This window comes from Actinoplanes sp. NPDC051388 (assembly GCF_055586225.1).
Genome location: NZ_JBVJIP010000002.1, coordinates 154,622 through 179,916, shown reverse-complemented (window position 1 = coordinate 179,916; position 25,295 = coordinate 154,622). Strand labels below are relative to the sequence as shown.

Annotated in this window: 21 protein-coding genes; 15 read left to right on the top strand and 6 right to left on the bottom strand. The window is 70.6% G+C overall.

Features of this window, described 5'->3' with window-relative positions; all coding sequences use genetic code 11:
• Positions 1–83: 83 nt before the first annotated feature.
• From ACZ6TI_RS05050 to ACZ6TI_RS05040, 3 genes are all read right to left on the bottom strand, one after another.
• The gene (locus tag ACZ6TI_RS05050; RefSeq protein ID WP_465343697.1) at positions 84–1,220 is read right to left on the bottom strand and encodes a winged helix DNA-binding domain-containing protein; all 1,137 of its coding nucleotides are present in this window, start codon (positions 1,218–1,220) and stop codon (positions 84–86) included.
• Between the two features lie 363 nt (positions 1,221–1,583).
• Positions 1,584–2,228, bottom strand: a complete 645-nt coding sequence (locus ACZ6TI_RS05045; RefSeq protein WP_465343696.1) for a glyoxalase superfamily protein — start codon at positions 2,226–2,228, stop codon at positions 1,584–1,586.
• Positions 2,229–2,303: 75 nt separating this feature from the next.
• A complete protein-coding gene (locus ACZ6TI_RS05040) occupies positions 2,304–3,233 on the bottom strand; it encodes an EamA family transporter (RefSeq protein WP_465343695.1) in 930 nt (309 codons plus the stop codon).
• A 68-nt stretch (positions 3,234–3,301) separates the two neighbouring features.
• Here ACZ6TI_RS05040 and ACZ6TI_RS05035 point away from each other — a divergent pair, with 68 nt between their 5' ends.
• Positions 3,302–4,165, top strand: a complete 864-nt coding sequence (locus ACZ6TI_RS05035; protein ID WP_465343694.1) for a LysR family transcriptional regulator — start codon at positions 3,302–3,304, stop codon at positions 4,163–4,165.
• 182 nt (positions 4,166–4,347) lie between these two features.
• Here ACZ6TI_RS05035 and ACZ6TI_RS05030 read toward each other — a convergent pair whose 3' ends face one another.
• Positions 4,348–4,740: a CBS domain-containing protein gene (locus tag ACZ6TI_RS05030; protein ID WP_465343693.1), complete on the bottom strand. Its 393-nt coding sequence runs from the start codon at positions 4,738–4,740 to the stop codon at positions 4,348–4,350.
• A gap of 59 nt (positions 4,741–4,799) precedes the next feature.
• Complete coding sequence (locus tag ACZ6TI_RS05025) at positions 4,800–6,527, bottom strand: proline--tRNA ligase (RefSeq protein ID WP_465343692.1); 1,728 nt, start codon at positions 6,525–6,527, stop codon at positions 4,800–4,802.
• A gap of 137 nt (positions 6,528–6,664) precedes the next feature.
• Between ACZ6TI_RS05025 and ACZ6TI_RS05020 the strand changes: the two genes are divergently transcribed.
• The 12 genes from ACZ6TI_RS05020 (at position 6,665) to ACZ6TI_RS04965 (ending at position 22,263) form a co-directional block, all read left to right on the top strand.
• A complete protein-coding gene (locus tag ACZ6TI_RS05020) occupies positions 6,665–7,435 on the top strand; it encodes an SGNH/GDSL hydrolase family protein (protein WP_465344284.1) in 771 nt (256 codons plus the stop codon).
• Positions 7,436–7,455: 20 nt separating this feature from the next.
• A complete protein-coding gene (locus tag ACZ6TI_RS05015; protein ID WP_465343691.1) occupies positions 7,456–8,352 on the top strand; it encodes a sulfurtransferase in 897 nt (298 codons plus the stop codon).
• A gap of 36 nt (positions 8,353–8,388) precedes the next feature.
• Positions 8,389–10,098: an HSP90 family protein gene (locus ACZ6TI_RS05010; protein WP_465343690.1), complete on the top strand. Its 1,710-nt coding sequence runs from the start codon at positions 8,389–8,391 to the stop codon at positions 10,096–10,098.
• Positions 10,095–11,237 (top strand): hypothetical protein, encoded by a 1,143-nt coding sequence (locus ACZ6TI_RS05005; RefSeq protein WP_465343689.1) that lies wholly within the window; start codon positions 10,095–10,097, stop codon positions 11,235–11,237. The genes ACZ6TI_RS05010 and ACZ6TI_RS05005 overlap by 4 nt, the downstream gene beginning before the upstream one ends.
• Positions 11,238–11,267: 30 nt before the next feature.
• Entirely contained in the window at positions 11,268–11,870 is a 603-nt protein-coding gene (locus ACZ6TI_RS05000) for a TetR/AcrR family transcriptional regulator (protein ID WP_465343688.1), read from the top strand.
• Between the two features lie 20 nt (positions 11,871–11,890).
• The gene (locus ACZ6TI_RS04995) at positions 11,891–13,228 is read left to right on the top strand and encodes an acetyl-CoA carboxylase biotin carboxylase subunit (protein ID WP_465343687.1); all 1,338 of its coding nucleotides are present in this window, start codon (positions 11,891–11,893) and stop codon (positions 13,226–13,228) included.
• Positions 13,225–14,100 carry a hydroxymethylglutaryl-CoA lyase gene (locus ACZ6TI_RS04990; RefSeq protein WP_465343686.1) on the top strand — a complete coding sequence of 292 codons (876 nt, stop codon included), beginning with the start codon at positions 13,225–13,227 and terminating at the stop codon, positions 14,098–14,100. The genes ACZ6TI_RS04995 and ACZ6TI_RS04990 overlap by 4 nt, the downstream gene beginning before the upstream one ends.
• A 158-nt stretch (positions 14,101–14,258) precedes the next feature.
• On the top strand, positions 14,259–15,323 hold the full coding sequence (locus tag ACZ6TI_RS04985; RefSeq protein ID WP_465343685.1) for a hypothetical protein: 1,065 nt from the start codon (positions 14,259–14,261) through the stop codon (positions 15,321–15,323).
• Positions 15,324–15,589: 266 nt separating this feature from the next.
• Positions 15,590–16,789: a chaplin family protein gene (locus ACZ6TI_RS04980; RefSeq protein ID WP_465343684.1), complete on the top strand. Its 1,200-nt coding sequence runs from the start codon at positions 15,590–15,592 to the stop codon at positions 16,787–16,789.
• Between the two features lie 223 nt (positions 16,790–17,012).
• A complete protein-coding gene (locus ACZ6TI_RS04975; protein ID WP_465343683.1) occupies positions 17,013–18,542 on the top strand; it encodes an acyl-CoA carboxylase subunit beta in 1,530 nt (509 codons plus the stop codon).
• A 22-nt stretch (positions 18,543–18,564) separates the two neighbouring features.
• Positions 18,565–19,722 carry an acyl-CoA dehydrogenase family protein gene (locus ACZ6TI_RS04970; protein ID WP_465343682.1) on the top strand — a complete coding sequence of 386 codons (1,158 nt, stop codon included), beginning with the start codon at positions 18,565–18,567 and terminating at the stop codon, positions 19,720–19,722.
• A 108-nt stretch (positions 19,723–19,830) separates the two neighbouring features.
• Positions 19,831–22,263, top strand: a complete 2,433-nt coding sequence (locus ACZ6TI_RS04965; protein ID WP_465343681.1) for an ATP-binding protein — start codon at positions 19,831–19,833, stop codon at positions 22,261–22,263.
• A 205-nt stretch (positions 22,264–22,468) separates the two neighbouring features.
• Here ACZ6TI_RS04965 and ACZ6TI_RS04960 read toward each other — a convergent pair whose 3' ends face one another.
• Positions 22,469–22,984 (bottom strand): MarR family winged helix-turn-helix transcriptional regulator, encoded by a 516-nt coding sequence (locus ACZ6TI_RS04960; RefSeq protein ID WP_465343680.1) that lies wholly within the window; start codon positions 22,982–22,984, stop codon positions 22,469–22,471.
• A 99-nt stretch (positions 22,985–23,083) separates the two neighbouring features.
• Here ACZ6TI_RS04960 and ACZ6TI_RS04955 point away from each other — a divergent pair, with 99 nt between their 5' ends.
• On the top strand, positions 23,084–23,665 hold the full coding sequence (locus tag ACZ6TI_RS04955) for a YceI family protein (RefSeq protein WP_465343679.1): 582 nt from the start codon (positions 23,084–23,086) through the stop codon (positions 23,663–23,665).
• Between the two features lie 149 nt (positions 23,666–23,814).
• Complete coding sequence (locus ACZ6TI_RS04950; RefSeq protein WP_465343678.1) at positions 23,815–25,293, top strand: glutamate-cysteine ligase family protein; 1,479 nt, start codon at positions 23,815–23,817, stop codon at positions 25,291–25,293.
• Positions 25,294–25,295: the final 2 nt, after the last annotated feature.

Sequence of the window (25,295 nt, the reverse complement as noted above, 5' to 3'; positions counted from 1 at the left end):
AAATCACGTGAACGCGTCTCCACGGGACGAATAGTGGCGTTCGCCACCCCGTCGATGCAACAACCGAACGGCTGATGCCTCTTTCACGCGTGGGCGCTGACGGAAATCTCGCCGATCGACACGGCGGCCTCGCCTTCGAGTATCTTACCGATTCGCCCGGCCTCCGTGTCGATGGCCTTGAGCTGCGCTTTCGTCGGCGGGCGCAAAGTCTCGACGGTGATCCGCACGCGTCGGCCGGACCGCTTCTGATGCCAGACGCCGGCCACCCGCCCATCGATGAGCACCACCGGAAAGTTTCCGGCCTGTCCACGATTGAGGGCGCGCTCGGCGGCCGCCTCCGGGAAGAGGGTGGTCCGGGGATGACAACCAATCTGGTACGCGTCGAAGTACGGCAACAGCCGCAGCCCCCGAGCCGGGCGCTCGCCTCCGCCGACGTCACCCTCATTGACCAGCGCTTCCACACCGTCGAAGTCGATCGTCTCAAGATCGGGCAGCCGCTGCAGCAATGTGGAAGTCCAGCCCGGCGGCGACCCGAGCCAGCGAGCGAGTTGTGCCGGGGTGGCCGGGCCGTAGGTGTGCAGAAAGTTGCGCACGAGCGCGGCGAGGGCGTCGTCCGTCGGCAACGACGATGACAGGCCGGGCGATTGGTAGGTGGCTCGGCGGCCTCGATCCGGGCCGTAACAGAGGGCGCCGCGGAACATGGCGGTGGCTTCCACCTGCCGCCAGCGTGGCCATTTGTCCTGGAAGGCGTCCATGGTGCGCTCGCCGGCCCAGGCGCCGACCCGCTCAACGATGGCCGCGGTCAACTCATCCAGGGTCAGGGTCGTGTGCGAGGCCGCGTCTGAGATTGCTGCGATGACCTCGTCGGTTTGGGTCGCGTCCATTCGGACGCCGTCTGGCCAGGGGTTTGGGCTGGGCGGGATGGCGGACATTGCCGCCGTCCACATCGGAAGGTCGGCGGTGGCGAGCAGATGCACGGTGCCGCGTGGGCCTCGGGTCTTGATCAGGGTGCGGTTGGTCCAGAGCGCGTTGCGTACCGAAGAACGGGTTTGATCTGTCGTGCGAATGCACAGCGAGATTTCGGCCGCGGACATCACCTGCGCATGCACCCCGACCATCGCGGTGGCGGCCGCGGCCAGGTCGGCGTCGGCCCGCGGCTCGGCGAGATGGTTGCGCTCGAGCCGGCGAGCGGACACTTCGTCCCAGGTCAGACGCCGCACCGACCCAGTCAAGCACGTCTCCGGTGAGGGCACCGGCGGAGCCGGACCCGAGCAGGTGCCGGAGTGCGGCCGTGGGGCCAGGGTGGCGGGGCCAACGTCGCGGAACCAAGGCGGCGGAACCAGGTCGGGACAAAGGCCCGGGACCAGGTCCGGGACCGAGGCGGCGGGACCAGGGCCAGGGACCAGGGCGGGCGGGACAGGGCGGCGGGACCAGGGCCCGGGACGAGGGTCGGGGCCAGGGCAGGGGACGAGGCCGGAATCGGAGCCGGGACGGGGGCGCGGGGGACTGCACCACCGGGGCGGCCGGCAGTGAGCACATCGGAGAGTGCCGGCCGGGCGGCCGGCACTCTCGACTGCGATGCGTTACCTCGACCAGCGCGGCAAGCCCTTGCGAGCGGCCGGATCCAGCGGCTCACTGAATCGCAGATGATTGCCGAACGGGTCGGAGATGGTCATCAGCCGCAGCCCCCACGGCATCTCCTGGATCTCCGGCACCCAGATCGCCGGGCCCCAGACGCGGCTGCCCATCTCGCCATATCGGTCCTGGAGTTCCGAGCGCAGGGCGTCGAGCCCGTCCAGATTGATCGCCACGGTAGCGCCGTGGCCCGGGTCGTAGGGCTGTTCGGTCAGCTGGAACGTGGTCTCGCCGCGGATGATCTGGCCGTAGAACGGTGAGCCGGGACCGCTCGCCGGCCCGCCCCAATCCAGTGTGAAGCCGAGAAACTGCAGGTAGAACTCCTTGGCCCGGTCCTCGGAGAAGATCCGCAGGATCGGGATCGTGCTGGTGGTGGCTCGCCGCGGATCGGTGAGGTCCGGGCCCTCGACGAGGTAGCTCGGCACGATCCGGCTCTCCGCGGCCTCGGTGATCTTGGCGGCCAGGATGTTCCAGTCGTCGAAGCCGAACTGCTTCGCCACGATCTCCAATGCCCGGCTGTGGGACAGCGATCCGTCCGGCAGCTCGCTGCGGAGCGTCCTGGCCATGAGTTTGGCGTCGCGGAATGTCCGCATGGTCTGATCCCTCCACGGCGAACGTCGTGGCCGGTGCTTGCGTTGCCGGCTGGTTCGCCGAGATCGAAGGGCAGATCAGCGCGAATCCAAGAGTGCGATGCGTTCACCAGCCCCGGAGGGGTGCAAGCGGCGGGCCGCATCAGCCCTGCTCGGATCCTCAACGGGCCGCGACACAGTGTCAAGACCAGCCGGCGAGGAAAGCAGGACGGCCAGCGCGTTGACCGTGATCACGATGGCGATGCCGACCCATTCGTGCGCGCCCAGCCGCTGGCCGAGCAGCATCAGGCCGGCCAGCGCCGCCAGCACCGGGTGCACGCTCATGAACAGCCCGAAGAACCGCGCCGGCACGTGCCGCAACGCGATCAGATCGGCCGCATAGGGCACCACCGAGCTGAACAGCCCGGCGCCGACCGCATAGAGCACGGCCGCCCCGTGGAAGTCGATCAGGAACAGCACCGGCAGGTTGAGCAGCGCCGACACCGACGTGCCCAGCGCGGGCGCGGTCAGGCCGGGCAGTCGCCGTCCGAGCAGCCGGTTCAGCTGGATGTAGGACGCCCAGCACAGCGCGGCCAGCAGCCCCAGGCCGATGCCCGGATAGTCACTGGACGGGCCAGGCAGCACCAGCACGTAAACGCCGACCCCGGCCAAGATCGCACAAACCAAATCAATCCGGGTACGCGAGCCGAGCAGCGCCACCCCCAGCGGTCCGAGCACCTCCAGCGTCACCGCGAGGCCCAGCCCGATCCGGTCGATCGCGGTGTAAAGACTGAAGTTCATCACCGCGAACACCACTCCGAGCAGCAGCGTCGGCCACCACTGCGCCCACGTCATCCGGCGGATGTCCGGGCGCGCCACCGGCAGCAGCACGGCCGCGGCGACGAACTGCCGCACCGCGACCACCCCGGCCGGCCCGATCATCGGGAACGCGTGCGCGCCGATCGCCGCGCCGGCCTGGTTGCTGGCCGCGCTGCCGAGCATCGTCGCGATGCCGCCCGCCGTCTTCATGCCTCGAGCATTCGCCGAGGAACGCCGGACCGGAAATGCATGGGCCGCGGCTTTAATACGCTGAGCGTATGGATGTCCAGCTGCGGCAGCTCCGCACCCTGGTCGCGGTGGTGGACGCGGGCACCTTCACCGACGCGGCCGCGCTCCTCGGCGTCTCGCAGGCGGCGGTCTCCCGTTCGGTGGCCGCGCTGGAGTCGGCGCTCGACGTGCGGGTGCTGCAGCGCACCACCCGGCACGTGGCGCTGACCGACGTCGGTGCCCGGGTGGTCGCCCAGGCGCGCCGGGTGCTGGAGGAGGTCGCCCACCTCGGCCGGATCGTCGAGGGCGCCCGCGCCGAACTGCGGGTGGGCTATGCGTGGGCGGCGCTGGGCCGGCACACGCGCGGGCTGCAGAAGCGTTGGGCCGCCGCGCATCCGGACGTGCCGCTGGTGTTCGTGCAGGTCAACGAGCCGACTGCGGGGTTGAGCGACGGCACCGCCGAGGTCGCGGTGATCCGGCGCCCGCTGGACGACGCTCGGTTCGCCACCGCCGAGGTGGGCGTGGAGAACCGCTACGCCGCCGTCTCCACCGACCACACACTGGCCCGCCGCCGAGCGGTGCGGCTGGCCGACCTGGCCCGCTATGCGGTCGCGATCGACGAACGCACCGGCACCACGACACCGGAGCTGTGGCCACCCGAGGCCCGCCCGGCGACGATCCGCTGGACCCGCACGATCGACGAATGGCTCACCCAGATCGCCGCCAACCAGGCGGTCGGCGTGACAGCCGAGGCGACCGCACACCAGAACCCCCGGCCCGGCGTCGCCTATCGGGTGTTGCGAGACGTGCCCCCGATCACGGTCCGGCTCGCGTGGTGGCGCGACAACCCACCGACCTACCTGGCAGAACTGCTCGCCCAGATCCGCGGCGTCTATCGGCCAACGTCGGGCTGAGAGCCGAGTCGCGCATCGAGGGCCAAGGGGGCCAAGGGGCATAGGGGCCAAGGGGCCAAGGGGCCGAGGAGCAAAGGGGCCGAGGGGTCGAGGAGCCAAGGGGCCGAGGGGTCGAGGGGCCGAGGGGTCGAGGGTCGAGGTCGAGGGCGCCCGTCGGGCGGCCGCGCCTCGCGAGGTGGGGGTCAGGCTGAGGCTGACGTCGGCAGCAGGGCCAGGTCGCTGAGCGAGATGATGCCGACCAGCTTGCGGTCGGCATCGCAGACCAGCAGTCGGCGCACCCCGCGCTCGCGCATCGCCCGCACCGCCTCCTCCACAGTGGCCGACTGCTCCACCATGATCATTTCGCGGGAGACGATGGACTCCAGCGTGGTCGTCTTGGGCGACAGACCTTCGGCGATCGCCCGCACCACGATGTCGCGGTCGGTCACCAGCCCGGCCATCGTCGGACCGTGGGTCACCACGACGTCGCCGATCGACTGGTCGCGCATCGCCTGCGCGGCCTCGTCCAGAGTCGTGTCGCCTGGCAGGTAGACCACCCTGCGGGTCATCACCTCGGCGACCGATGTCCTGGTCATGATCGTGCACCTCCCGCAGCGAACCCCGTCACCATCCGGCTACCCGGAGTGGCCCATCGTTACACGCGGGCGACCGCGGCGACCATGTCCGACATGGCGATCTCGGCACGATCACCCGTGACGCGGTTGCGCAGCTCGCCGAAGCCCTCGGCGAGGCGGCGTCCGACCACGACGGTGCGCGGGATGCCGATCAGTTCGGCGTCGGTGAACTTCACTCCGGCGGACACCCCGGCCCGGTCGTCCACCAGCACCCGCAGCCCGGCCGCGACCAGGTCGGCGGCGAGCGCCAGCGCGGCCTCGACCTGCCCGTCCTTGCCGGCCGCGACCACGTGCACGTCGGCCGGCGCGATCTCGGCCGGCCAGACCAGGCCACGCTCGTCGTTGTGCTGCTCGGCGATCGCCGCCACCGCGCGGGAGACGCCGATGCCATAGCTGCCCATCGTCGGACGCACCGGCTTGCCGTCCTTGCCCAGCACATCGATCTTGAACGCGTTCGTGTAACGCCGGCCGAGCTGGAAGATGTGCCCGATCTCGATGCCCCGGCGCATGGTCAGCTCGCCGTCGCCGCAGGCCGGGCAGGCGTCGCCGGGCCGCACCTCGGCCGCCTCGATGGTGCCGTCGGTGGTGAAGTCGCGGCCGGCCACCACCGAGGTCGCGTGCCGGCCCGGCTGGTTGGCGCCGGTCAGCCACGCGGTGCCGGGCGCGACCCGCGGGTCGGCCAGATAACGGATCGTGCGGTCCTGCGGCCCGATGTAGCCCTTGACCAGGTCGGGCCGGGACGCGAAGTCGTCGAACATGGTCGCGGTGGCGGGCGCCAGCGCGGCGTCGAGCCGCTTGAGGTCCACCTCGCGGTCGCCCGGCACCCCGATCGCCAGCAGCTCGGGCTCGCGGCCCGGGTGCCGCACCGTGACCACGACGTTTTTCAAGGTGTCGGCGGCGGTCCAGTCGGTGCGGCCCTCGAGCGCCTGCTCGTTCGCGAAGTCGACCAGCGACGCGATGGTCGGCGTGCCCGGCGTCTCGTGCACGGTCAGCGGGCCGTGCTCGACCGCCGCCACCTCGGGCACCGGCGTGGTCACCGCCTCGGTGTTCGCCGCGAAGTCGCACTTGGTGCAGCCGACGAAGGTGTCCTCGCCCACGTCGGCCATGGCCAGGAACTCCTCGGAGGCCGATCCGCCCATCGCGCCGGACACCGCGGCCACGATCGTGTGCTCCAACCCCAGCCGAGCGAAGATCCGCTGGTATGCACCCCGCATCGTCGCGTATGCCGAGACCAGCCCCTCGTCGGTGAGATCGAACGAATAGGCGTCCTTCATCAGGAACTCACGCCCGCGCAGCAGCCCGGCGCGCGGGCGAGCCTCGTCGCGATATTTCGTCTGCACCTGGAAGAGCACCAGCGGGAAGTCCCGATAGGAGCTGGTCATGTCCTGCACCAGCAGTGCGAACATCTCCTCGTGGGTGGGCGCCAGCAGGTATTCGCCGTCGCGCCGGTCCCGCAGGGTGAAGATGTCGTCGCCGTAATCCGTCCAGCGGTTGCTCACCTCATAGGGCTCCCGGGGCAGCAGCGCCGGGAACGACACCTCCTGCCCGCCGGCCGCGAACATCTCCTCGCGCACCACCCGGGCCACGTTGTCGACCACCAGCTTGCCCAGCGGCAGCCAGGTGTAGCCGCCCGGCGCGGCGCGACGGATGTAACCGGCGCGCAGCAGGAGCCGATGACTCGGCACCTCCGCCTCGGCCGGCTCCTCGCGCAGGGTCTTGAGCAGCAGGGTCGACATTCGCAGAAGCATGTGACGAAGCCTAGAGAGGCGGTACGACGTTGAGCACGCGGATATCGGAGTGTCGTCAGCGTCACCCTGCCCTTCCACGCGGTCTGGTGCTTAGCTAAACAGTTGTTCGGTCAACGCTCGTTAAGGGGGACGTGACGATGGCCTGGGCCAAATACGTTGCCATGGGAGACAGCTTCACCGAGGGCATGAACGACGCCTATCCCGACGGCGAGGGCTTCCGTGGCTGGGCCGACCTGGTCGCCGCCCGGCTGGCCCTGGAGGCCGGCCCCGACTTCGGTTACGCGAATCTGGCGGTCCGCGGCCGCCTGCTCGACCAGGTCATCGACCAGCAGCTCGAGCCCACCCTGGCGATGGCTCCCGACCTGGTCAGCTTTGCCGCGGGCGGAAACGACGTGCTGCGCCGCAAGGTGCAGCCGGCCACCCTGATCGCCCGGCTCGACGACGTGGCCGGCCGGCTGCGCGCGACCGGCGCCGACGTGGTGCTGTTCCGCTTCGCCGATGTCACCGGGCACCTGCCCGGGGCGCGCGTGGTCGGGCCGCGGGCGGCCGCCCTCAACGACGGCGTGCGTGAGGTGGCCGAGCGGCACGGCGCCCATCTGATCGACCTGTTCGGCGACGAGACCTTCCGCAATCCCGCGATGTGGAGCGCGGACCGCATCCACATGTCGTCAGCCGGGCACCGGCGGGTGGCCGCGCACGTGCTGAACGCGCTCGGCGTGGGCGTCGACGAGGAGTGGATGCTGGTGCCACCGGCCCCGGCCCCGACGCCCTGGCTGCTGGCCCGCGGCGATGACCTGCGCTGGGCCGGGCAGCACCTGGCGCCGTGGATCAAGCGGCGGCTGGCCGGCGTCTCCTCCGGCGACACGATCACCGCGAAGCGTCCGACGTTGACCCCGATCTCCGACTGAGTCCGACGTAGGTTGAGAAGATGGAGACTGATCCCGCCCCCGAGCTGAGGGCCTACGCACATCCCGACAAGCTGGTCACCACCGAGTGGCTGGCCGCCCATCTCGGCGAGCCGGGCCTGGTGGTGGTCGAGTCGGACGAGGACGTGCTGCTCTACGACACCGGGCACATCCCGGGCGCCGTCAAGGTCGACTGGCACCTCGAGCTGAACGACCAGGTGACCCGGGACTATCTGGATCCCGCCGCGTTCGCCGAGCTGTGCGCCGCCAAGGGCATCGGCCGCGACGACACGATCGTGTTCTACGGCGACAACAACAACTGGTGGGCGACCTACGCGCTGTGGGTGTTCAGCCTGTTCGGCCACCAGGACATGCGGATCCTGGACGGCGGCCGGCAGAAGTGGGTGGCCGAGGGCCGCGAGCTGACCCGGGAAAAGCCCGTGCGCGACCGTGCGGACTACCCGGTGCCGACCCGCGACGACGCGCGGATCCGGGCGTTCCGCGACGAGGTGGAGTCGCACGTGACGAGCGGGCGGCCGCTGGTCGACGTGCGGTCGCCGCAGGAGTACACCGGCGAGCTGACGCACATGGCGGCCTATCCGCAGGAGGGCGCGCTGCGCGGCGGCCACATCCCGGGTGCGGTGAGCAAGCCGTGGAAGTCCGCGGCGAACGAGGACGGCACCTTCAAGCGGGCCGACGAGCTCACCAGGATCTATTCCGACGAGCTCGGGCTGAACCCGTCGGACGACGTGATCGCCTATTGCCGGATCGGCGAGCGGTCCAGCCACACCTGGTTCGTGCTGACCCACCTGCTCGGCTTTGAGCAGGTCCGCAACTACGACGGCTCCTGGACCGAGTGGGGAAACCTGGTCCGGGCGCCCATCGTCAAGGGCAGCGAGCCGGGCGGCACGAAATCGTGAAGCGCTGATTGATCGGGTTCACTAGCGTCCTGGGGCGTGACCAACACGTTCCAGGTGGACCTGCGCGGCATCGTCGACCTGCTCAGCCATCACCTCTATGCGAGCCCGCGGGTCTATGTCCGCGAGCTCCTGCAAAATGCGGTCGACGCGATCACCGCGGCCGGCGGTGACCAGACCGGTCAGGTCCGGATCACCACCGGCGCGGAGGCGCTGCGCGTCACCGACAACGGCATCGGCCTGACCGAGGCGCAGGTGCACGAGCTGCTGGCCACCATCGGCCGCAGTTCCAAGCGCGACGAGCTCGGCTTCGCCCGGCACGAGTTCCTCGGTCAGTTCGGCATCGGCCTGCTCTCCTGCTTCCTGGTCGCCGACGAGATCCGGGTGCACACCCAGCACGCCGGGTCGCCGGCCGTGCTGTGGACCGGCTTCTCCGACGGGCGTTACGAGGTGCGCCCCGGCCCGGACCGCGAGCCGGGCACCGAGGTCACGCTGCTCCCGCGCCGCGGCACCGAGGAGTTCCTGACCCCGGCCACCGTCCTCGACCTGGCCCGGCACTACGGCTCGATGCTGCCGATCGACATCACCGTGGACGGCACGCCGGTGACCGGCGGCGAGGTGCGCTGGTCGGAGCAGACGGTCGGCTTCCGCCCGTTCGACGTGATCGAGCTGAACGTGCCCGAGGCCGGCCTGACCGGCGCCGCGTTCGTGCTGCCCACCCCGGTCAACCCGGCCACCCGCGGCGGCCACCGGGTCTATCTCAAGCGGATGCTGCTCTCCGAGGCGGTCGACGGGCTGCTGCCCGAGTGGGCGTTCTTCGCGCGCTGCGTGGTGGACAGCACCGAGCTGCGGCCGACCGCCAGCCGCGAGGCGCTCTATGAGGACTCGCTGCTGGCCATCGCCCGCGACGGCATCGCCGATCAGCTGCGTGGCTGGCTGGTGCGGCTGTCCGCGACCGATCCGCGGCGGCTCGGCGACTTCCTGCGGATCCACCACCTCGGCGTGAAGGCGCTGGCCCTGCACGACGACGAGATGCTGCGCCTCGTCGAGCAGTGCTGGCCGATGGAGACCAACATCGGCCGGGTCACGCTCGCCGACTTCCGCGAGCGGCACGGCACCCTGCGGTACGCGGCCACCGCCGACGAGTTCCGCCAGCTCGCGGCCGTCGCCGCCGCGCAGAACATCGCCCTGATCAACGGGGGTTACGCGTACGACGACGAGATCATCGAGCGGCTGCGCGAGGTGGATCCGGCGATCCGGGTCGAGCGCCTGGAACCGGCCGACCTGGCGACCCGCTTCGAGGCCGTCGACACCGAGGCCGAGCTGCGGCTGCGCCCGTTCCTGGCGGCCGCCCAGCGCCGCCTCGACCGGCTCGGCTGCGAGGTCGTGCTGCGGTCCTTCGAGCCGGCCGGGCTGCCGGCGCTCTATCTGGTCAGCCGGGCCGCCGCCTTCCACGAGCAGCTCAGCGCCACCCGCGACCGGGCCGACGAGCTGTGGGCGGGTGTGCTCGACGCGCTCTCCGGAGCCGGCCCGGTCGAGCGACCGCAACTGGTGCTCAACCATCGCAACCCACTGATCCGCCGGATCGCCGGGCTGGGCGATCCGGAGCTCGCCGGGTTGTCCGTGGACGCGCTCTACGGCCAGGCGCTGCTGCTCGGCTACCACCCACTGCGGCCGGCCGACGCGACGCTGCTGAACTCGTCGTTCCTCGGCCTGCTGGACCACGCCGTCGGAGGTGACCCGGAGTGAACCCGACCAAGAAGCAACTGTGGAGCATGCTGAGCGAGGCGCGCGGCCTGCCTTGGGGCGCCGCCCGCATCGCCGCCTTCGAGCAGGTGCTGTGGCGTGCCGACGCGAGCGGCGACCGCGAGCTGTCGTTCGCCGTGCGGATGGACGCCACCTCGTCCTATGTGCAGGGTGGTGAGCCCGGCAAGTCGTTCGTCACGTTCTCCTGGTGCTTGAGCGAGTTCGACAACGACCCGGCGCCCTATCACGGCGCCTGGGAGCACACCCTGCTGTGGCAGTTCAAGCACATGATCGGCGCCCTGCTGAAGTTCCCCGAGGTGCCGCTGGCTCGCACCTACGACGTGCTGGACGACATGGAACGCCGCTACCGGGCGGCCGCCGGCGACAACCTGCAGCCGGTCTACAAGGACCGGCACCACGTCGCCGCGCACATCGGCGACACGGCGAAGGCCGACGAGTGGTACCAGCGCTGGGTCACCTCGCCGCGCTCCGATCTGTCCGACTGCATCGGCTGCGATCCGTCGTCCCGGGTCTTCTATCTGGTGAGCCGGGGCCGGGACGAGGACGCGATCGCGGTCGGTGAGGCCGCCATGGCGTCCAATCTGACCTGCTCCGAGCAGCCGCAGGGCATCCTGGGCAACCTCGTCGTGCCCTATCTGCGCACCGGCCGGATCAGCGACGCGGTGGACGCGCACCTGCGGTCCTACCGCGTCTTCCAGCGGAACATCGCGGACATGTACGACGTGGCCGAGGCCATCGAGCTCTGCGCCCGCACCGGCAACGAGCACCGTGGCCTGGAGATCCTGCAGCGCCACGTGGGGTGGCTGCCGAAGTCGCCGTCACCGGCCACGACCATGTACTTCGCCGCGACGGCCGCACTGCTGCTGCGCCGGTTGGACGAGATCGGGCACGGTGACGTGACGATCCGGCGGGACGGCCTCGACGTGCCGGCCGGCACGTTGCGCGCGGAGATGTCGGCGCAGGCGCTGGAGATCGCCCGCCGGTTCGACGCCCGCAACGGCACCACCGCGCGCAGCGCCGCGGTCACCGCGACCCTGGATGCCGAGCCCTACGACGTGGCTCTGCCGCTGACCGGCGCCCGGTCGACGACCCGAACGGGCGATGAACGATCGTTAAGTTAGCGAACTTGACAGCCGGTTATCGTTTACTTCGTGACGGTAGATCAGCAGCATCGGACGGGTCCGCCCGCGCCGCGCCGGCGCTCGCGGCGGGACGAGATCCTGGACATCGCGGTCGGGCTGTTCGCCCAGCGTGGCTACCACGGCGTCTCGATGGACGACATCGGCTCGGCGGCCGGCGTCACCGGTCCGGCGCTCTATCACCACTTCGCCGGGAAAGAGGCCATGCTGGTCGCGGCGCTGATCCCGGTGAGCGAGGGCCTGCTGCACGGAGGCCGTGAGCGGGTCGCCCGGCACACCGACGACGCGCACGCCGCGCTCACCGACCTGATCGACTTCCACGTCGCGTTCGCGCTGGCGAACCCCGCGGTGATCGCCCTGCACCTGCACGAACTCGACCGGCTGCCGGAGGAGCCGCGCCGGCAGATCCGCAAGCTGCAGCGCCTCTATGTCGAGGAGTGGGTCGGCGTGCTGGCGACCTTGCGTCCGGGCCTGGATCCCGCTGAGGCGCGGGTGCTCGCCCACGCCGCCTTCGGCCTGATGAACTCGACGCCGTTCCTCGGCGCCGAGGTCGAGCGAAACCGCGCGGCGGCGCTCCTGAGGGAGGCCGCAGCCTGTGCCCTGGAGGGCCGCTGAACTGGAAGGCTGGTGAAACGATGATCGACTCGCTGCTCGTCGCCAACCGCGGCGAGATCGCCCGCCGCATCATCCGCACCGCCCGGCGCCTCGGGATCCGGGCGATCGCGGTGCACTCGGATGCGGACGCCGAGATGCCGTTCGTGGTCGAGGCGGACCAGGCGGTGAACATCGGGCCGGCCGCGCCCGCGTCGAGCTACCGCAATGTCGAGGCGATCCTGGCCGCCGCCAAGAGCACCGGCGCGCAGGCGATCCACCCCGGTTACGGCTTCCTCAGCGAAAACGCCGCGTTCGCTCGTACCGTCGAGGAGAACGGCCTGGTGTGGATCGGGCCCGGCGCCGACGCGATCACCGCGATGGGCGACAAGATCAATGCCCGCAACCTGATGGCCGCGGCCGGCGTGCCGGTCGCGCCGGGCACGACGGACCCGGCGGCGTCGGTCGACGCGGCGGTCGAGGCCGCCGCCGGGATCGGTTACCCGGTGATGGTCAAGGCGTCCGCGGGCGGCGGCGGCATGGGCATGGCGGTGGCCGCTGACGAGGCCGCGTTGCGCAAGGAGTTCGACAAGGTCAGCGGCTTCGCCGAGCGGACCTTCGGCGACGGCTCGGTGCTGCTGGAGCGCTACTTCCCCCGGGTGCGCCACGTCGAGGTGCAGATCCTCGGGCTGGCCGACGGCCGGGTGATCGCGCTGAGCGAGCGCGAGTGCTCGGTGCAGCGCCGCAACCAGAAACTGGTCGAGGAGGCGCCGTCCCCGGCCGTGTCGCCGAAACTACGCGCCCGCTTGCTGGCCGCCGCGGTCCGGGCCGGCGAGGCCGTGGGCTACCGCAACGCGGGCACCGTCGAGTGCCTGCTCGACCCGGTGACCGGCGAGTTCTTCTTCCTGGAGATGAACACCCGCCTGCAGGTCGAGCACCCGATCACCGAGCTGATCCACGGCATCGACCTGGTCGAGGAGCAGCTACGGATCGCCGCCGGACTGCCGCCGACCTTCGATCCGGACACGCTCATCACCGCCGGTCACGCGATCGAACTGCGGGTGAACGCGGAGGATCCCAAGCGGTTCCTGCCGGGCCCCGGGCACATCACCACCTGGATCGAGCCGAGTGGCCACGGCGTCCGGGTCGACGCGGGCTACTGGGCGGACCTGACGGTGACGCCGTTCTACGACTCACTGCTGGCCAAGGTGATCGTCTACGGCCACGACCGCGCCGACGCCATCGCCAAGGCCCGGGTCGCGGTGGCCGGCTTCCAGATCGCCGGCCCCAAGAACAACCTGCCGTTCTTCGCCGAGTTGCTGGAAAATTCGGAGTTCCTCAGCGGCGACTACGACACCGGCATCGTGGGACGGATGCGATGAACGTCTCGATCCGCGAGGTCGCGCCGCGCGACGGCCTGCAGAACGAGGAGCCGATCCCGGCCGACGCCAAGGTCCGGCTGATCGACGCGCTCTCCGGCACCGGCGTGCGCCGGATCGAGGCGGTGTCGTTCGTGCACCCCAGGGCGATCCCGCAGATGGCCGACGCGGACGAGGTGTGGGCGCGGGTCCGGAAGCACCCGGAGATCCGCTACTCCGCGCTGATCCCGAACACCCGCGGCGCCGAGCGCGCGATCCAGGCCGGCTTCGGCGAGATCGAGGTCGTGGTCTCGGCCAGCGACACGCACAACCGGCGCAACCTGAACCGCTCGACGGCCGAGTCGCTGGACGGCATCGCCGGGCTGATCCCGCTGGTGCACGAGGCCGGCGCGACCCTCGAGGTGATCGTCGCGACCAGCTTCGGCTGCCCGTTCGAGGGCGACATCGATCCGGATCGGGTGGCCGGCATCGTGGCCCGGGTGCGTGCCGACGGCGCCGACCGCATCGCCTTCGGCGACACCACCGGCATGGCAACCCCACGACGGGTCAAGGACCTTCTTTCCGCCGTACGCCCGGACCTGCTGCACTTCCACAACACCCGGGGGACGGGGCTGGCGAACATCCTCACCGCGCTGGATCTCGGGGTGACCGAGTTCGACGCGAGCGTCGGCGGGATCGGCGGCTGCCCCTATGCGCCGGGCGCCTCCGGCAACGTGGCGACCGAGGAGGTCGTGCACATGCTGCACGACATGGGGATCGACACCGGAATCGACCTCGACGCGCTGATCGAGGTGGCGGAACTGGCCGAGAAACTGCTCGGCCGGACGCTGCCGTCCGGTGTTCTTCGGGCCGGACCGCGTACCAGATTGGTGTGATTCCCGCGGTTGATTCGTCCGATTATTTTTCCTATTTGTCCGCGTGACCCCGGTCGGGTCTCTTCGTTACCCATATCGAGTGGCCGATATCGCCGCATCCGGGAGGCCGGAGGCGGTGGGCGAGCCACCGGTCTGTGTCGAACGACGAGGGGTGGACCATGACGGGGTGGGTGAGCGAGCGCATGCCGCACGCGGCACTCGCGTCGTCCCCGCCCGACGCCGGCGCCGGCACGCGCATGCCGCCCCACAGCCAGGGGGCGGAGACGCGTCGCACCGGATCCCGGTGGGCCTTGCGTGCTCTCGTCATCGGCGGTCTGGCCGGTGCCGCCTGGCTTCTCACCGGCGCTGCCGCGCACGCCGCGGACCAGGACGCCACGGCCGAAGGGTCGTCGCTGATCGGATCCGTCGTGCACGGCGACGCCACACCGGTGGTTCGCGACGTCCTCAAGGTGGCCGCCCAGCCGCTGGACGCCGGACACCGGGAACACGCCCAGAAGCATCGGAAACACCAGCACCAAGGGGTCACCGACACCGTCCTCGCCACGCCGACCCGGGTGCTCACCCGGCCGGCCGCCGCGCTGACGGGAACGCTCGACGAGGTGGCCCCCGCGCACGGCAAGAACGACGCGAACACCGCACTCGGTGCGGTGGACCGTGTCGTCCGGGAGTTGTCCGGCCCACTCCGCCTCACCGGCGGACCGGCGGACTCCAGCCGACTCGCCCCGGTGGCGGCACCGCTCACCCGGCCACTGCACTCGGTCGTCGACGCGCTGCCCCAGGCAGCCGTACCGGCCGGAACGCAGCGTCCGGCATCGGCTGAGAAGCCGGTGATCCGTGCGGCGGCGGCGACACGGACCGCGGACGCCGGTACGGCCCCGCACGTCAAGGCACCCGGCCGCCCGGCTGGTGCAGATGACGTCCTGGCCACCACGGCGTACGCAGGCAAGAGGCACTCGATCGTCACCGAAGGGCACCCGGCCACCGCTTCGGCGGGCCGGCCGGACTCGCCCGGAGATGACGGACCTGCTCCTCGGCGGGTGCACCTCGGGGCACTCAGCGGCATCTCGACCTCCGCGTCGGGAGCTCCGACGGAAGGTGGCTCTGCGGCCTTCCTTCCGGCTGCGGTCGTGAGCGGTCTGGTGAATTCCCACCGGCTGCGTATGGCGACCGATGTCGAGGCCCGGCGATATGACGCCGAGGCACCGACCGTCTCACCTGACTAGTGACGGACGCCGGCCTCGGGCAGGCACCCGACCGCCCGGTCATGGGTGGCGACCGTCCGGATTCCACGAACCGTTTGCGAACAAACGGCGAATCACGCACGGCTGAATCCGTCACATCACCGCTGTGGGCGCACGTCGACAAGCGGAGTCAGGTCCGGAGAAATCAAGCCAGGCACCGCTGCGCCCGAATGCACCTTGTTCCGCAACGCCCAACTGAATACGCGCACCACCATTCTGCTGACATTTTCGAAAGGCACTTCTTTCTCATGAAGACTTGGGTTCGCAAGACTCTGAGCGTCGGTGTCCTGGCCGCTGGCGCCCTGCTGGTCGGCTCCACCGCCGCGCACGCCGACGTCGACCAGAACTCCTGGGACAACAACGGCATCGGCAACGGCATCCAGATCGTCTCCGGCATCACCGCGCCGGTGAACGTGGTCGGCAACGCGATCGGCGTGGCGGGCGAGGCCAACGCGGCCGGCTCCGGCTTCAACTCGACCGAGGGCCACCGCAAGGTCAAGCAGACCTCGAAGGACAACAACGGTGTCCTGAACGGCCTGCAGGCGTACGCCCCGGCCTACGTCCCGGTCAACGTGGTCGGCAACGCGGCCGCGGTGCTCGGTGAGGCCAACGCCGCCGGCAGTGGCGTGAACAAGCGCACCGAGAGCACCCGCACCGAGGGCAAGAAGGGTGGCGACGACGACGTCACCCAGAACTCGTGGGACAACAACGGGATCCTGAACGGCGCCCAGCTGTACTTCCCGATCGAGATCCCGATCAACCTCTGCGGCAACGCGATCGCCCTGCTCGGCGAGGCGAACGCGCAGGCGCACTGCTCCAACGGCAGCTGGAAGACCGAGTCGGGCTCGGCGACGCAGAACACCACGGACAACAACGGCGCGCTCAACGGCGTCCAGATCCTCAGTGGCCTGCACATGCCGGTCAACCTGTCCGGCAACTCGGTCGCCGCGCTCGGCGAGGCGAACGCCGCGGCCGTCTCGCAGAACACCGAGGGCGGTTACGACGACGTCACCCAGAACTCGTCGGACAACAACGGCATCGCCAACGGCCTGCAGGCGTACGCGCCGGTCGAGATCCCGGTGAACATCTGCGGCAACGCCCTGGGCATCCTGGGCGAGGCCAACGCCGCCGCGGCGTGCAGCAACGGTGGTGGCAAGGGCAAGCACCACGACCACGACGGTGACGACAACGACGGCGACAACGACGGCGACAACGACGGCGACTACGACGGTGACCACGATGGTGACCACGATGGTGACTACGCCGGCGACAACGGCAACGACGACGCCGACTACGGCGACGCGCCGCGCAAGGCCCACGGCGCCAAGGCTCACGGCAAGTCCGCCGCGACCGAGGCTTCCCCGGTCGGCGGCCTGACCGATGGTCTGACCAAGGGCGGCAACGTGCCCAGCGTCGGTGGCCTGAACCTGCTCAACACCCTGGGCTGATCCAGCTCTGAAGGTCACGGGTCGCGCCGTCCCGGGCGCGGCCCGAACCGACGCCACGCGGCGTCGGGATAAAGCCGGTGCTCCTCCACAGCGCCGGTGACGCAAGGAACGGAAGGGAGCCTCCGCAGCCGGCGGAGGCTCCCTTCCGGCGTTGGCGGGGTACGCTACCCTAACGATCGTTCAGGATCGTTTCGAAGGGGCTTGGCTCAGAGGAGGAGGCGCGGTGTCGGTCGACGACGAGGCGTTGGCCCAGGTCCGCAAGCGGGTGATGGCGGGCGGGGCGGAGCGTTACCACGCCGCGAACGCCGCCAAGGGCAAGCTGTTCGCCCGCGAGCGGATCGCGTTGCTGACCGACGAGGGCTCGTTCGTCGAGGACGGGCTCTATGCGAACAGTCTCGCCGACGGACTGCCGGCCGATGGCGTGATCACCGGAAACGCCCGGATCGACGGGCGCGACGTGTGCGTGATGGCGAACGACTCGACGGTCAAGGCCGGGTCGTGGGGCGCCCGCACGGTCGAGAAGATCATCCGGATCATCGAGCGGGCCTATGCCAACGGCGTACCCATGGTCTATCTCGTGGATTCGGCGGGCGCGCGCATCACCGACCAGGTCGACCTCTTCCCCGGCCGGCGCGGCGCCGGAAAGATCTTCCACAACCAGGTTCGGGCCTCCGGCTCGATCCCGCAGGTCTGCGCGCTGTTCGGCCCGTCCGCCGCGGGCGGGGCCTACATCCCCGCGTTCTGCGACGTGGTCGCGATGGTCGAGGGCAACGCGAGCATGTACCTGGGATCCGACCGGATGGTCGAGATGGTGACCGGCGAGAAGACGACGCTCGAGGCGATGGGCGGCGCGCGGGTGCACTGCGCCGAGTCCGGCGTCGGCCACTTCCTCTGCAAGACCGAGCAGGACGCGCTCGGCGTGGTCCGCGACTACCTCTCCTACCTGCCGTCCAACTGGCAGCAGGAGCCGCCGGCCGCGGCCGCCAAGGCGCCGGCCACTGTGGACCTCGCCGCGCTGGTGCCGGTCAGCGAGCGGCAGGCGTTCGACATGCGGCGTTATCTGAAGGGCATCGTCGACGAGGGCTCGTTCTTCGAGATCCACGCCTTGTGGGCCAGGGAGTTGACGGTCGGCTTCGCCCGGCTCGACGGCCGCGTGATCGGCGTGGTCGGCAACAACTCGATGTTCAAGGGCGGCGTGCTGTTCGTCGATTCGGCGGACAAGGCGAGCCGCTTCGTGCAGCTCTGCGACGCGTTCAACGTGCCGCTGCTGTTCCTCTCCGACGTGCCCGGGTTCATGGTCGGGTCGGCGGTGGAGAAACAGGGCATCATCCGGCACGGCGCCAAGATGATCACGGCGATCAGCGAGGCGACCGTACCCAAGATCTGTGTCGTGGTCCGCAAGGCCTACGGCGCCGGGCTCTACGCGATGGCCGGCCCCGGTTTCGACCCGGACGCGACGATCGCGCTGCCCACCGCAAAGATCGCCGTGATGGGCGCGGACGCGGCCGTCAACGCGGTCTATGCCAACAAGATCGCCGCGATCGAGGACGAGGCCGAGCGGGCCGAGTTCGTCGCCGCCAAGCGCGCCGACTACGAACGCGACATCGACATCATGCGGCTGGCCAGCGAGCTCGTCATCGACGCCGTGGTCGAGCCGGCCGACCTGCGTGGCGAACTGGTCCGCCGGTTCGCCGCCGCGCAGGGCAAGGAACGCGGCTTCTCCCGGCGCCGGCACGGCGTCACCCCTGTCTAGATCGCAGAAAGAGGACCCCGTCATGGTCGACTTCCGGCTCAGCGAGGAGCAGGAGGCGTTGCGCGAGAGCGTGCGGGAATTCGCGCGCGAGCAGGTCGCACCGGTCATCGCCGAGCACTACGAGCAGCACACGTTCCCCTATGACCTGGTCCGGCAGATGGGCAAGATGGGCCTGTTCGGACTGCCGTTCCCCGAGGAGCACGGCGGCATGGGCGGCGACTACTTCGCGCTCTGCCTCGCCCTCGAGGAGTTGGCCCGGGTGGACAGCTCCGTCGCGGTCACCCTGGAGGCGGCGGTCTCGCTGGGTGCGATGCCGATCTTTCGTTTCGGTACGCCGGAGCAGCAGGCCCGCTGGCTGCCGCAGCTGACCAGCGGCGAGGCCCTGGCGGCCTTCGGTCTCACCGAGCCGGGCGGCGGCTCCGACGCCGGTGCCACGATGACCCGCGCCACGCTCGACGAGGCCACCGGCGAGTGGGTGATCAACGGCTCCAAGGCGTTCATCACCAACTCCGGCACCGACATCACCTCCCTGGTCACGGTCATGGCGGTGACCGGGGTGAACCCGGACGGCAGCAAGCAGCTGTCCACCATCATCGTTCCGTCCGGCACGCCGGGCTTCACCGTCGCGCCCGGCTATTCCAAGGTGGGCTGGTGCGCCTCGGACACCCACGAGCTGGCCTTCGACGACGTGCGGGTGCCGGCCGGAAACCTGCTGGGCGAGCGCGGTCGGGGCTTCGCGCAGTTCCTGCGGATCCTCGACGAGGGACGCATCGCGATCGCCGCGCTGTCCGTCGGGCTGGCTCAGGGCTGCGTCGACGAATCGGTCACCTATGCGAAGCAGCGCCAGGCGTTCGGGCATGCGATCGGCGACTTCCAGGCGGTCCAGTTCATGATCGCGGACATGGAGTTGCGGGCGCACACCGCTCGTCTGGCCTATTACGACGCCGCCGCGCGGATGCTGGCCGGGGCGGACTTCAAGGCCTATGCCGCGGTGGCCAAGCTGCACGCCAGCAACGCGGCGATGGACAACGCGCGCTACGCCACCCAGGTGCACGGCGGCTACGGCTTCATGAACGAGTCGGCGGTCGGCCGTTTCTATCGGGACGCCAAGATCCTGGAAGTGGGCGAGGGCACGTCCGAGGTGCAGCGCATGCTGATCGCCCGCAACCTCGGACTCTGAGATCATTTAACGGTCGCGTGTCGTGATTCCGACCGCCGCTCGGTCCGATGCCTGACAACACCGCCGCTCAGTTCGGCAGGCATCGACACAGGTGCCTACTTTCAGGGCATGGCATCTGATCACGGGGCGGACCGCGAAGGTCCGGGATTCGGGGCCATGCTGGGCAGTCATCGCAGGCGGGCCCGGCTGACCCAGGACGAGCTGGCCAAGCGCGCCGGCATCGGCGTGCGCACGGTGCGGGATCTGGAGCGCGGCCGGGCCAACCGGCCGCAACGCACCACCGTCGAGCTGCTGGCGACCGCGCTCGGGCTGACCGGCGCCGAGCTGCGCGACTTCCTCAGCGCGGCTCGTGGCCCCGCGCCCGAGCCGGGCCGGCCGCCGCGGTTCGTGCGGCTCCCGCCGGCCGGCGATCTGATCGGCCGCGACGGCGACGTCGACGAGCTGGTCGCCCGGCTCACCATCCGCCCACCGCTGGGCCCGCGCGGCGTCACTCTGGTCGGACTGGCCGGTGTCGGCAAGACCGCGCTGGCACTGGCGGTCACCCACCGCATCGTCGACGCACACCCGGGCGGGGTGGCCGGCATCGTCGTCACCGACGGCTTCACCACCGGCGACATCCTGGGCATGGTCGCCGCGGTGTTCGGCGTGGGTCGCTTCGACGACCTGTCCGCCCGGTTCGCCGCCCGGTCCGGCGTGCTGCTGATCGACGCGGTCGAGCGTGCGCCGGAAGCCGTCGCCGAGGCCCTGTCCCGGCTGCTCGAGCGCATCCCGACGCTGCGTTTCATCGCCACCGGCCGGCATCCGATCGGTCTGCCGGCCGAGCGGGTGTGGCCGCTCGCGCCGCTGGTCGCGCCGCCGGAGGCGGCCACCACGCTGGCCGAGGCGAGTGCCTACCCGGCGGTCGCGCTGTTCCTCGACCGCCTTTCCCGGGTACGCCGCGCGCCGGTCGAGCCCGACGAGGTGGCGCCGCTGGCCACGCTGGTCCGCCGGCTGGGCGGGCTGCCGATGGCGATCGAGCTGGCCGCCGCGCACGGCCGGGTGCTGACCGTGGCCGAGATCCTGGACCGTTACGGCGACCGGCTGCTGGATCTGACCGGCCGCCCGGGCGACGCCGTGGTCTCGTTGCGTGACGCGGTGGCCGCCAGCTACAACCTGCTGGCCCCCGAGGAGCAGTGGGCGCTCCGCCGCCTGGCGATCTTCCGTCACCGCTGGTCGGTCGCGCTGGCCGAGCGCCTGGTCGAGCCCGGCCCGGGTGCGGGCACCGACGTGGTGCATCTCCTTGACCGCCTGCTCGAGCTGGGCCTGCTCAGCGTCCGCGGCAGCGGCGCCTTCCGGTTCCGGCTGCTCGACGTGGTTCGGGACTTCGCCGCCGAGCGGGCCGCCGCCGAGGGCGAGCTGGCCGCCGGCCGGCAGCGGCACGCCGAGGTGATCGCCGACCTGGCCAACGAGATCGCGCCGGAGCTGATCGGGGCAAACCTGTCGGCGGCGGCCAAGCGGCTCGACGACGTGGCCGGTGACCTGGGCGCGGCGCTGACCTATGCGGCGTCGGAGGACCCGCACACCGCGCTGCGGATCGCGGCGGCGCTGCCCCGGTGGTGGCGGTTCCGCGGGCGGGACGTGACCGGACGGCAGTGGTTGCGGCGGCTCCTGGACGATCCACGCACCGCGGACGCCGACGTGGCGATGCGGGCCTGGGCGAAGGTCGGCCTGGCCCAGCTCGCGCTCGAGCACGGCTCCGGCGGCGAGGAGATCGAGTCGGCCACCTCCGCGCTGGACGACTTCGAGGCGATCGGCGCGGTGGACGGGCAGCTCACCGCGCACACCCAGCTGGCCGCGCTGTGGATGACCACCGGCAGCTTCGACGCCGCCCGGCGGCACGGCGAGGCGGCGCTCGGCCTGGCCCGCGCCGGCGGCCGGGTGCGCGACATGGCGGTCGCGGAGAACAACCTGACCTGGCACGAGATCCGCGAGGGCGACCTGCCCGCGGCCCGCGAGCGGCTGGCGGCGGTGGACCGGCTGGCGGCCCGTTGCGGCGAGCATCGGCTGCGCGCGCTGGCCGCGGCGAACCTGGCCGAGGTGGCCCGGCTGGACGGGCAGCCCGACGAGGCCGAGCTGCTGGGCCGGCGGGCGGTGGCCGAGCTCGAGGTGCTGGGCGACCCGAACCACCGGCGCCGGGTGCTGGCCACCATCGGGCTGGCGCTGGCCGAGGCCGGGCGGCTGGCCGAGGCCGACGAGGTGCTGCGCGAGCTGCGGCCGCCGTCGGACGCGGAAATGCCGGTGGACGGGCCGGCCGCCGTGGTCGAGGCGTCGATCGCGATGCGCCGGGGTCACGAACGGGAGGCGGCGGAGACCTTCGCCCGGGCGGCCGCCGCCTATGCCGGCGGGCATGATCCGCGGGATGTGGTGGAGGCGTTGGTCGGGCTGGTGGTCTGCACGCCCGATCCGGAGCCGCGGCAGGTGGCTCTGCGCCGGCTGGACGATCTCTGCCGGACCGGCGGGATCACCCTGCTGCCGCGCGAACTCAAGCTGCTGGGTCGCTGATCAACGAAGGGGTCGGCGCGGACGACCGGCGCTTCCTCCTGTGGCCCCCCACACGCCGGTCGTCACAACGCCCCAATCGGTACGCGGCGTGAACGAAGGCTCCCCCGTAGCTCCCCGTGCGCGCCCCGGTCGCGCCGCATCCCCCTTGCGGAGATCACCCTAGCGGCGGCAGCGCAGCGTTCCGGGCGGATGCGCGGCTTATGTCCTAGGCGTTCTGCGGTTCTGCCGGTACTTCTGCCGGTCCGTCCAGACTCGCGCCGCTGCCGGCCGTGGCGCACGGATTGACCGCGTCACGCAGTGCACGCAGACCGTCGAGCAGGCTGTCGTATTGCGCCGGGCTCAGCGGGTCGACGAGCCAGCGCTGGATCAGGTCGAGGTGACTCGGCAGCAACTCGTCGAGCCGGGCCAGCGCGGCCTCGGTGATCACCGCATAGGAGCTGCGCCGGTCGGTGGCACACGCCTCGCGCCGGACCAGGCCCTCGCGGTCCATCCGATCGACCACCCGGGTCACGCCACTGGTGGACAGCGAGGTCTGGGCGGCCAGGTCGGTCATCCGCAGACGCTGCCCGGGCGAGCGGGCCAGCCGCATCAGCACCTCGAACTCGACGGGGGACAGGCGGTTCTCGTCGAGCTGCGCCGAGAAGCGGTTCATCAGCCCGGTGTAGGCCTCGGTGAAGAGACCGACCGCGGTGAAGCGAGGGTCGTTCAGATCGGTGTTCACGTGACCGATCCTACCAGGCACTTGACATGTGGAATATTGCCGAGCATATAGTTGCTGTGTCACACAACAATCCGGCATCCCCGAGAGGAACCAACTGTCATGACCGAGTCCGTCGCTTCCAGCACCCGCGACTTCCAGGGTGTTCAGGTCCCCGCAGCCGGCACCTACCTGCTGGATGCCGCGCACAAGCGCATCGGTTTCGTGGCGCGACACCTGATGGTCAGCAAGGTCCGCGGCAACTTCGGCGAGGCCGAGGCGACCATCGTCGTCGCCGAGGACCCGCTGCAGTCGTCCGTCACCGCGACGATCAAGACCGCCAGCGTGCACACCGGTCAGCCCGACCGTGACAACCACCTGCGCACCGGCGACTTCTTCGAGGCCGAGAAGTACCCGACGATGGAGTTCCGCAGCACCGGCATCAAGTCCTTCGACGGCGGCGAGTTCGTGCTCGAGGGTGAGCTCACCATCAAGGACGTGACCAAGCCCGTCGACCTGGCCGTCGAGTTCGAGGGTGTGGGCCGCAGCCCCTACGGCTTCGACGTCTTCGGCTTCAGCGCCAGCACCGAGATCGACCGCGAGGACTGGGGGCTGACCTACAACATGGCCCTCGAGACCGGCGGCGTGATGATCAGCAAGAAGATCAAGATCGAGATCGAGGGCGAGGCCATCCGCCAGGCCTGATCCCTCGGCCGCCCACCGCAACACTCGAAGCGCCGTCCCCGTAGGGGCGGCGCTTCGGCGTATGCGCCGGACCGGTGGCGGGCGGCTCGGACAGATGGCAAGGTGAACCGCGCGCACACGGTTGTTCACTGCGTGTGGGGGAGGCCGGAATGGGCAAGGACCTGTCCCAAGCCGTCTACTCGCCGCAGAACCGCACGGTCTACCGGCGCAAGGTGCGCCGCTGCCTCGACGCGCTGGCCCAGATGCTCGACGCCGGCGCGTTCGACGCGGAGAGCCGGATGACCGGCCTCGAGATCGAGCTCAACCTGATGGACCAGGACGCCGAGCCGGCCATGCGCAACGCGGAGATCCTGGCCAACCTGGCCGATCCGTCGTTCCAGACCGAACTCGGCCAGTTCAACATCGAGCTCAACGCCCGCCCCCGGATGATCGCCGGGCACGGTTTCACCGAATATGAGACCGACATCCTGGAACGGCTGGCCCGGGCCGAGGACCGGGCCGGCAAGGCGGACTGCACGATCGTGATGATCGGCTGCCTGCCCACGCTCACCCCGGAACACCTGGTGCTCGCCAACCTCTCGGCCAACGAGCGCTATCGCGCGCTGAACGACGAGATCGTCGGCGCCCGCGGCGAGGACTTCGCGGTCGACATCAAGGGTGTCGAGCGACTCACCACGGCCAACGACTCGATCGCGCCCGAGGCGGCCTGCACCAGCGTCCAGTTTCACCTGCAGGTCCCGCCGGAGCACTTCGCCGCGCACTGGAACGCCTCCCAGGCCATCGCCGCGATCCAGGTGGCGGTCGGCGCCAACTCGCCCTATCTGCACGGCCGGCAACTCTGGGCGGAGACCCGGATCGCGCTCTTCGAACAGGCCACCGACACCCGTCCGGACGAGCTCAAGGCCCAGGGGGTACGCCCTCGCGTGTGGTTCGGCGAACGATGGATCACGTCGGTGTTCGACCTGTTCGAGGAGAACGTCCGCTACTTCGCGCCGCTGCTGCCGATCCTGGAGGACGAGGATCCGCTGGCCGTGCTGCGCGCCGGCGGGGTGCCGCGGCTGGGTGAGTTGCGCCTGCACAACGGCACGGTCTACCGCTGGAACCGGCCGGTCTACGACGTCATGAACTCCCGGCCGCACCTGCGCGTGGAAAATCGCGTGCTGCCGGCCGGGCCGACCGTGGTCGACCTGCTGGCCAACGCCGCCTTCTACTTCGGGCTGGTGCGCCAGCTCGCCGAGGAGGACCGCCCGGTCTGGTCACGGCTGCCGTTCGAGGTGGCCGAGGACAACTTCCACGCCGCCGCGCGACACGGGATCGAGGCCGACGTGCGGTGGCCGGGGCTGGGCGAGGTGGCGGTCACCGACCTCGTGCGGCGTGAGCTTCTGCCGAAGGCGTACCGCGGGTTGGAGAAATTCGGGGTTGATCCGGCGGAGCGGGACCGGCTGCTGGGCGTGATCGAGGGCCGGTGCCGGACCGGGCGCAACGGCGCGGTGTGGCAGGCCGAGGCGGTGTGGGCGGCCGAGCGGAACCGGCGGCTGGACCGGACCGCGGCGCTGCACGACATGCTGCTGCGCTACAGCCTGCTGCAGCACGCCAATCAGCCGGTGCACACCTGGCCGGTGGTGTGAGG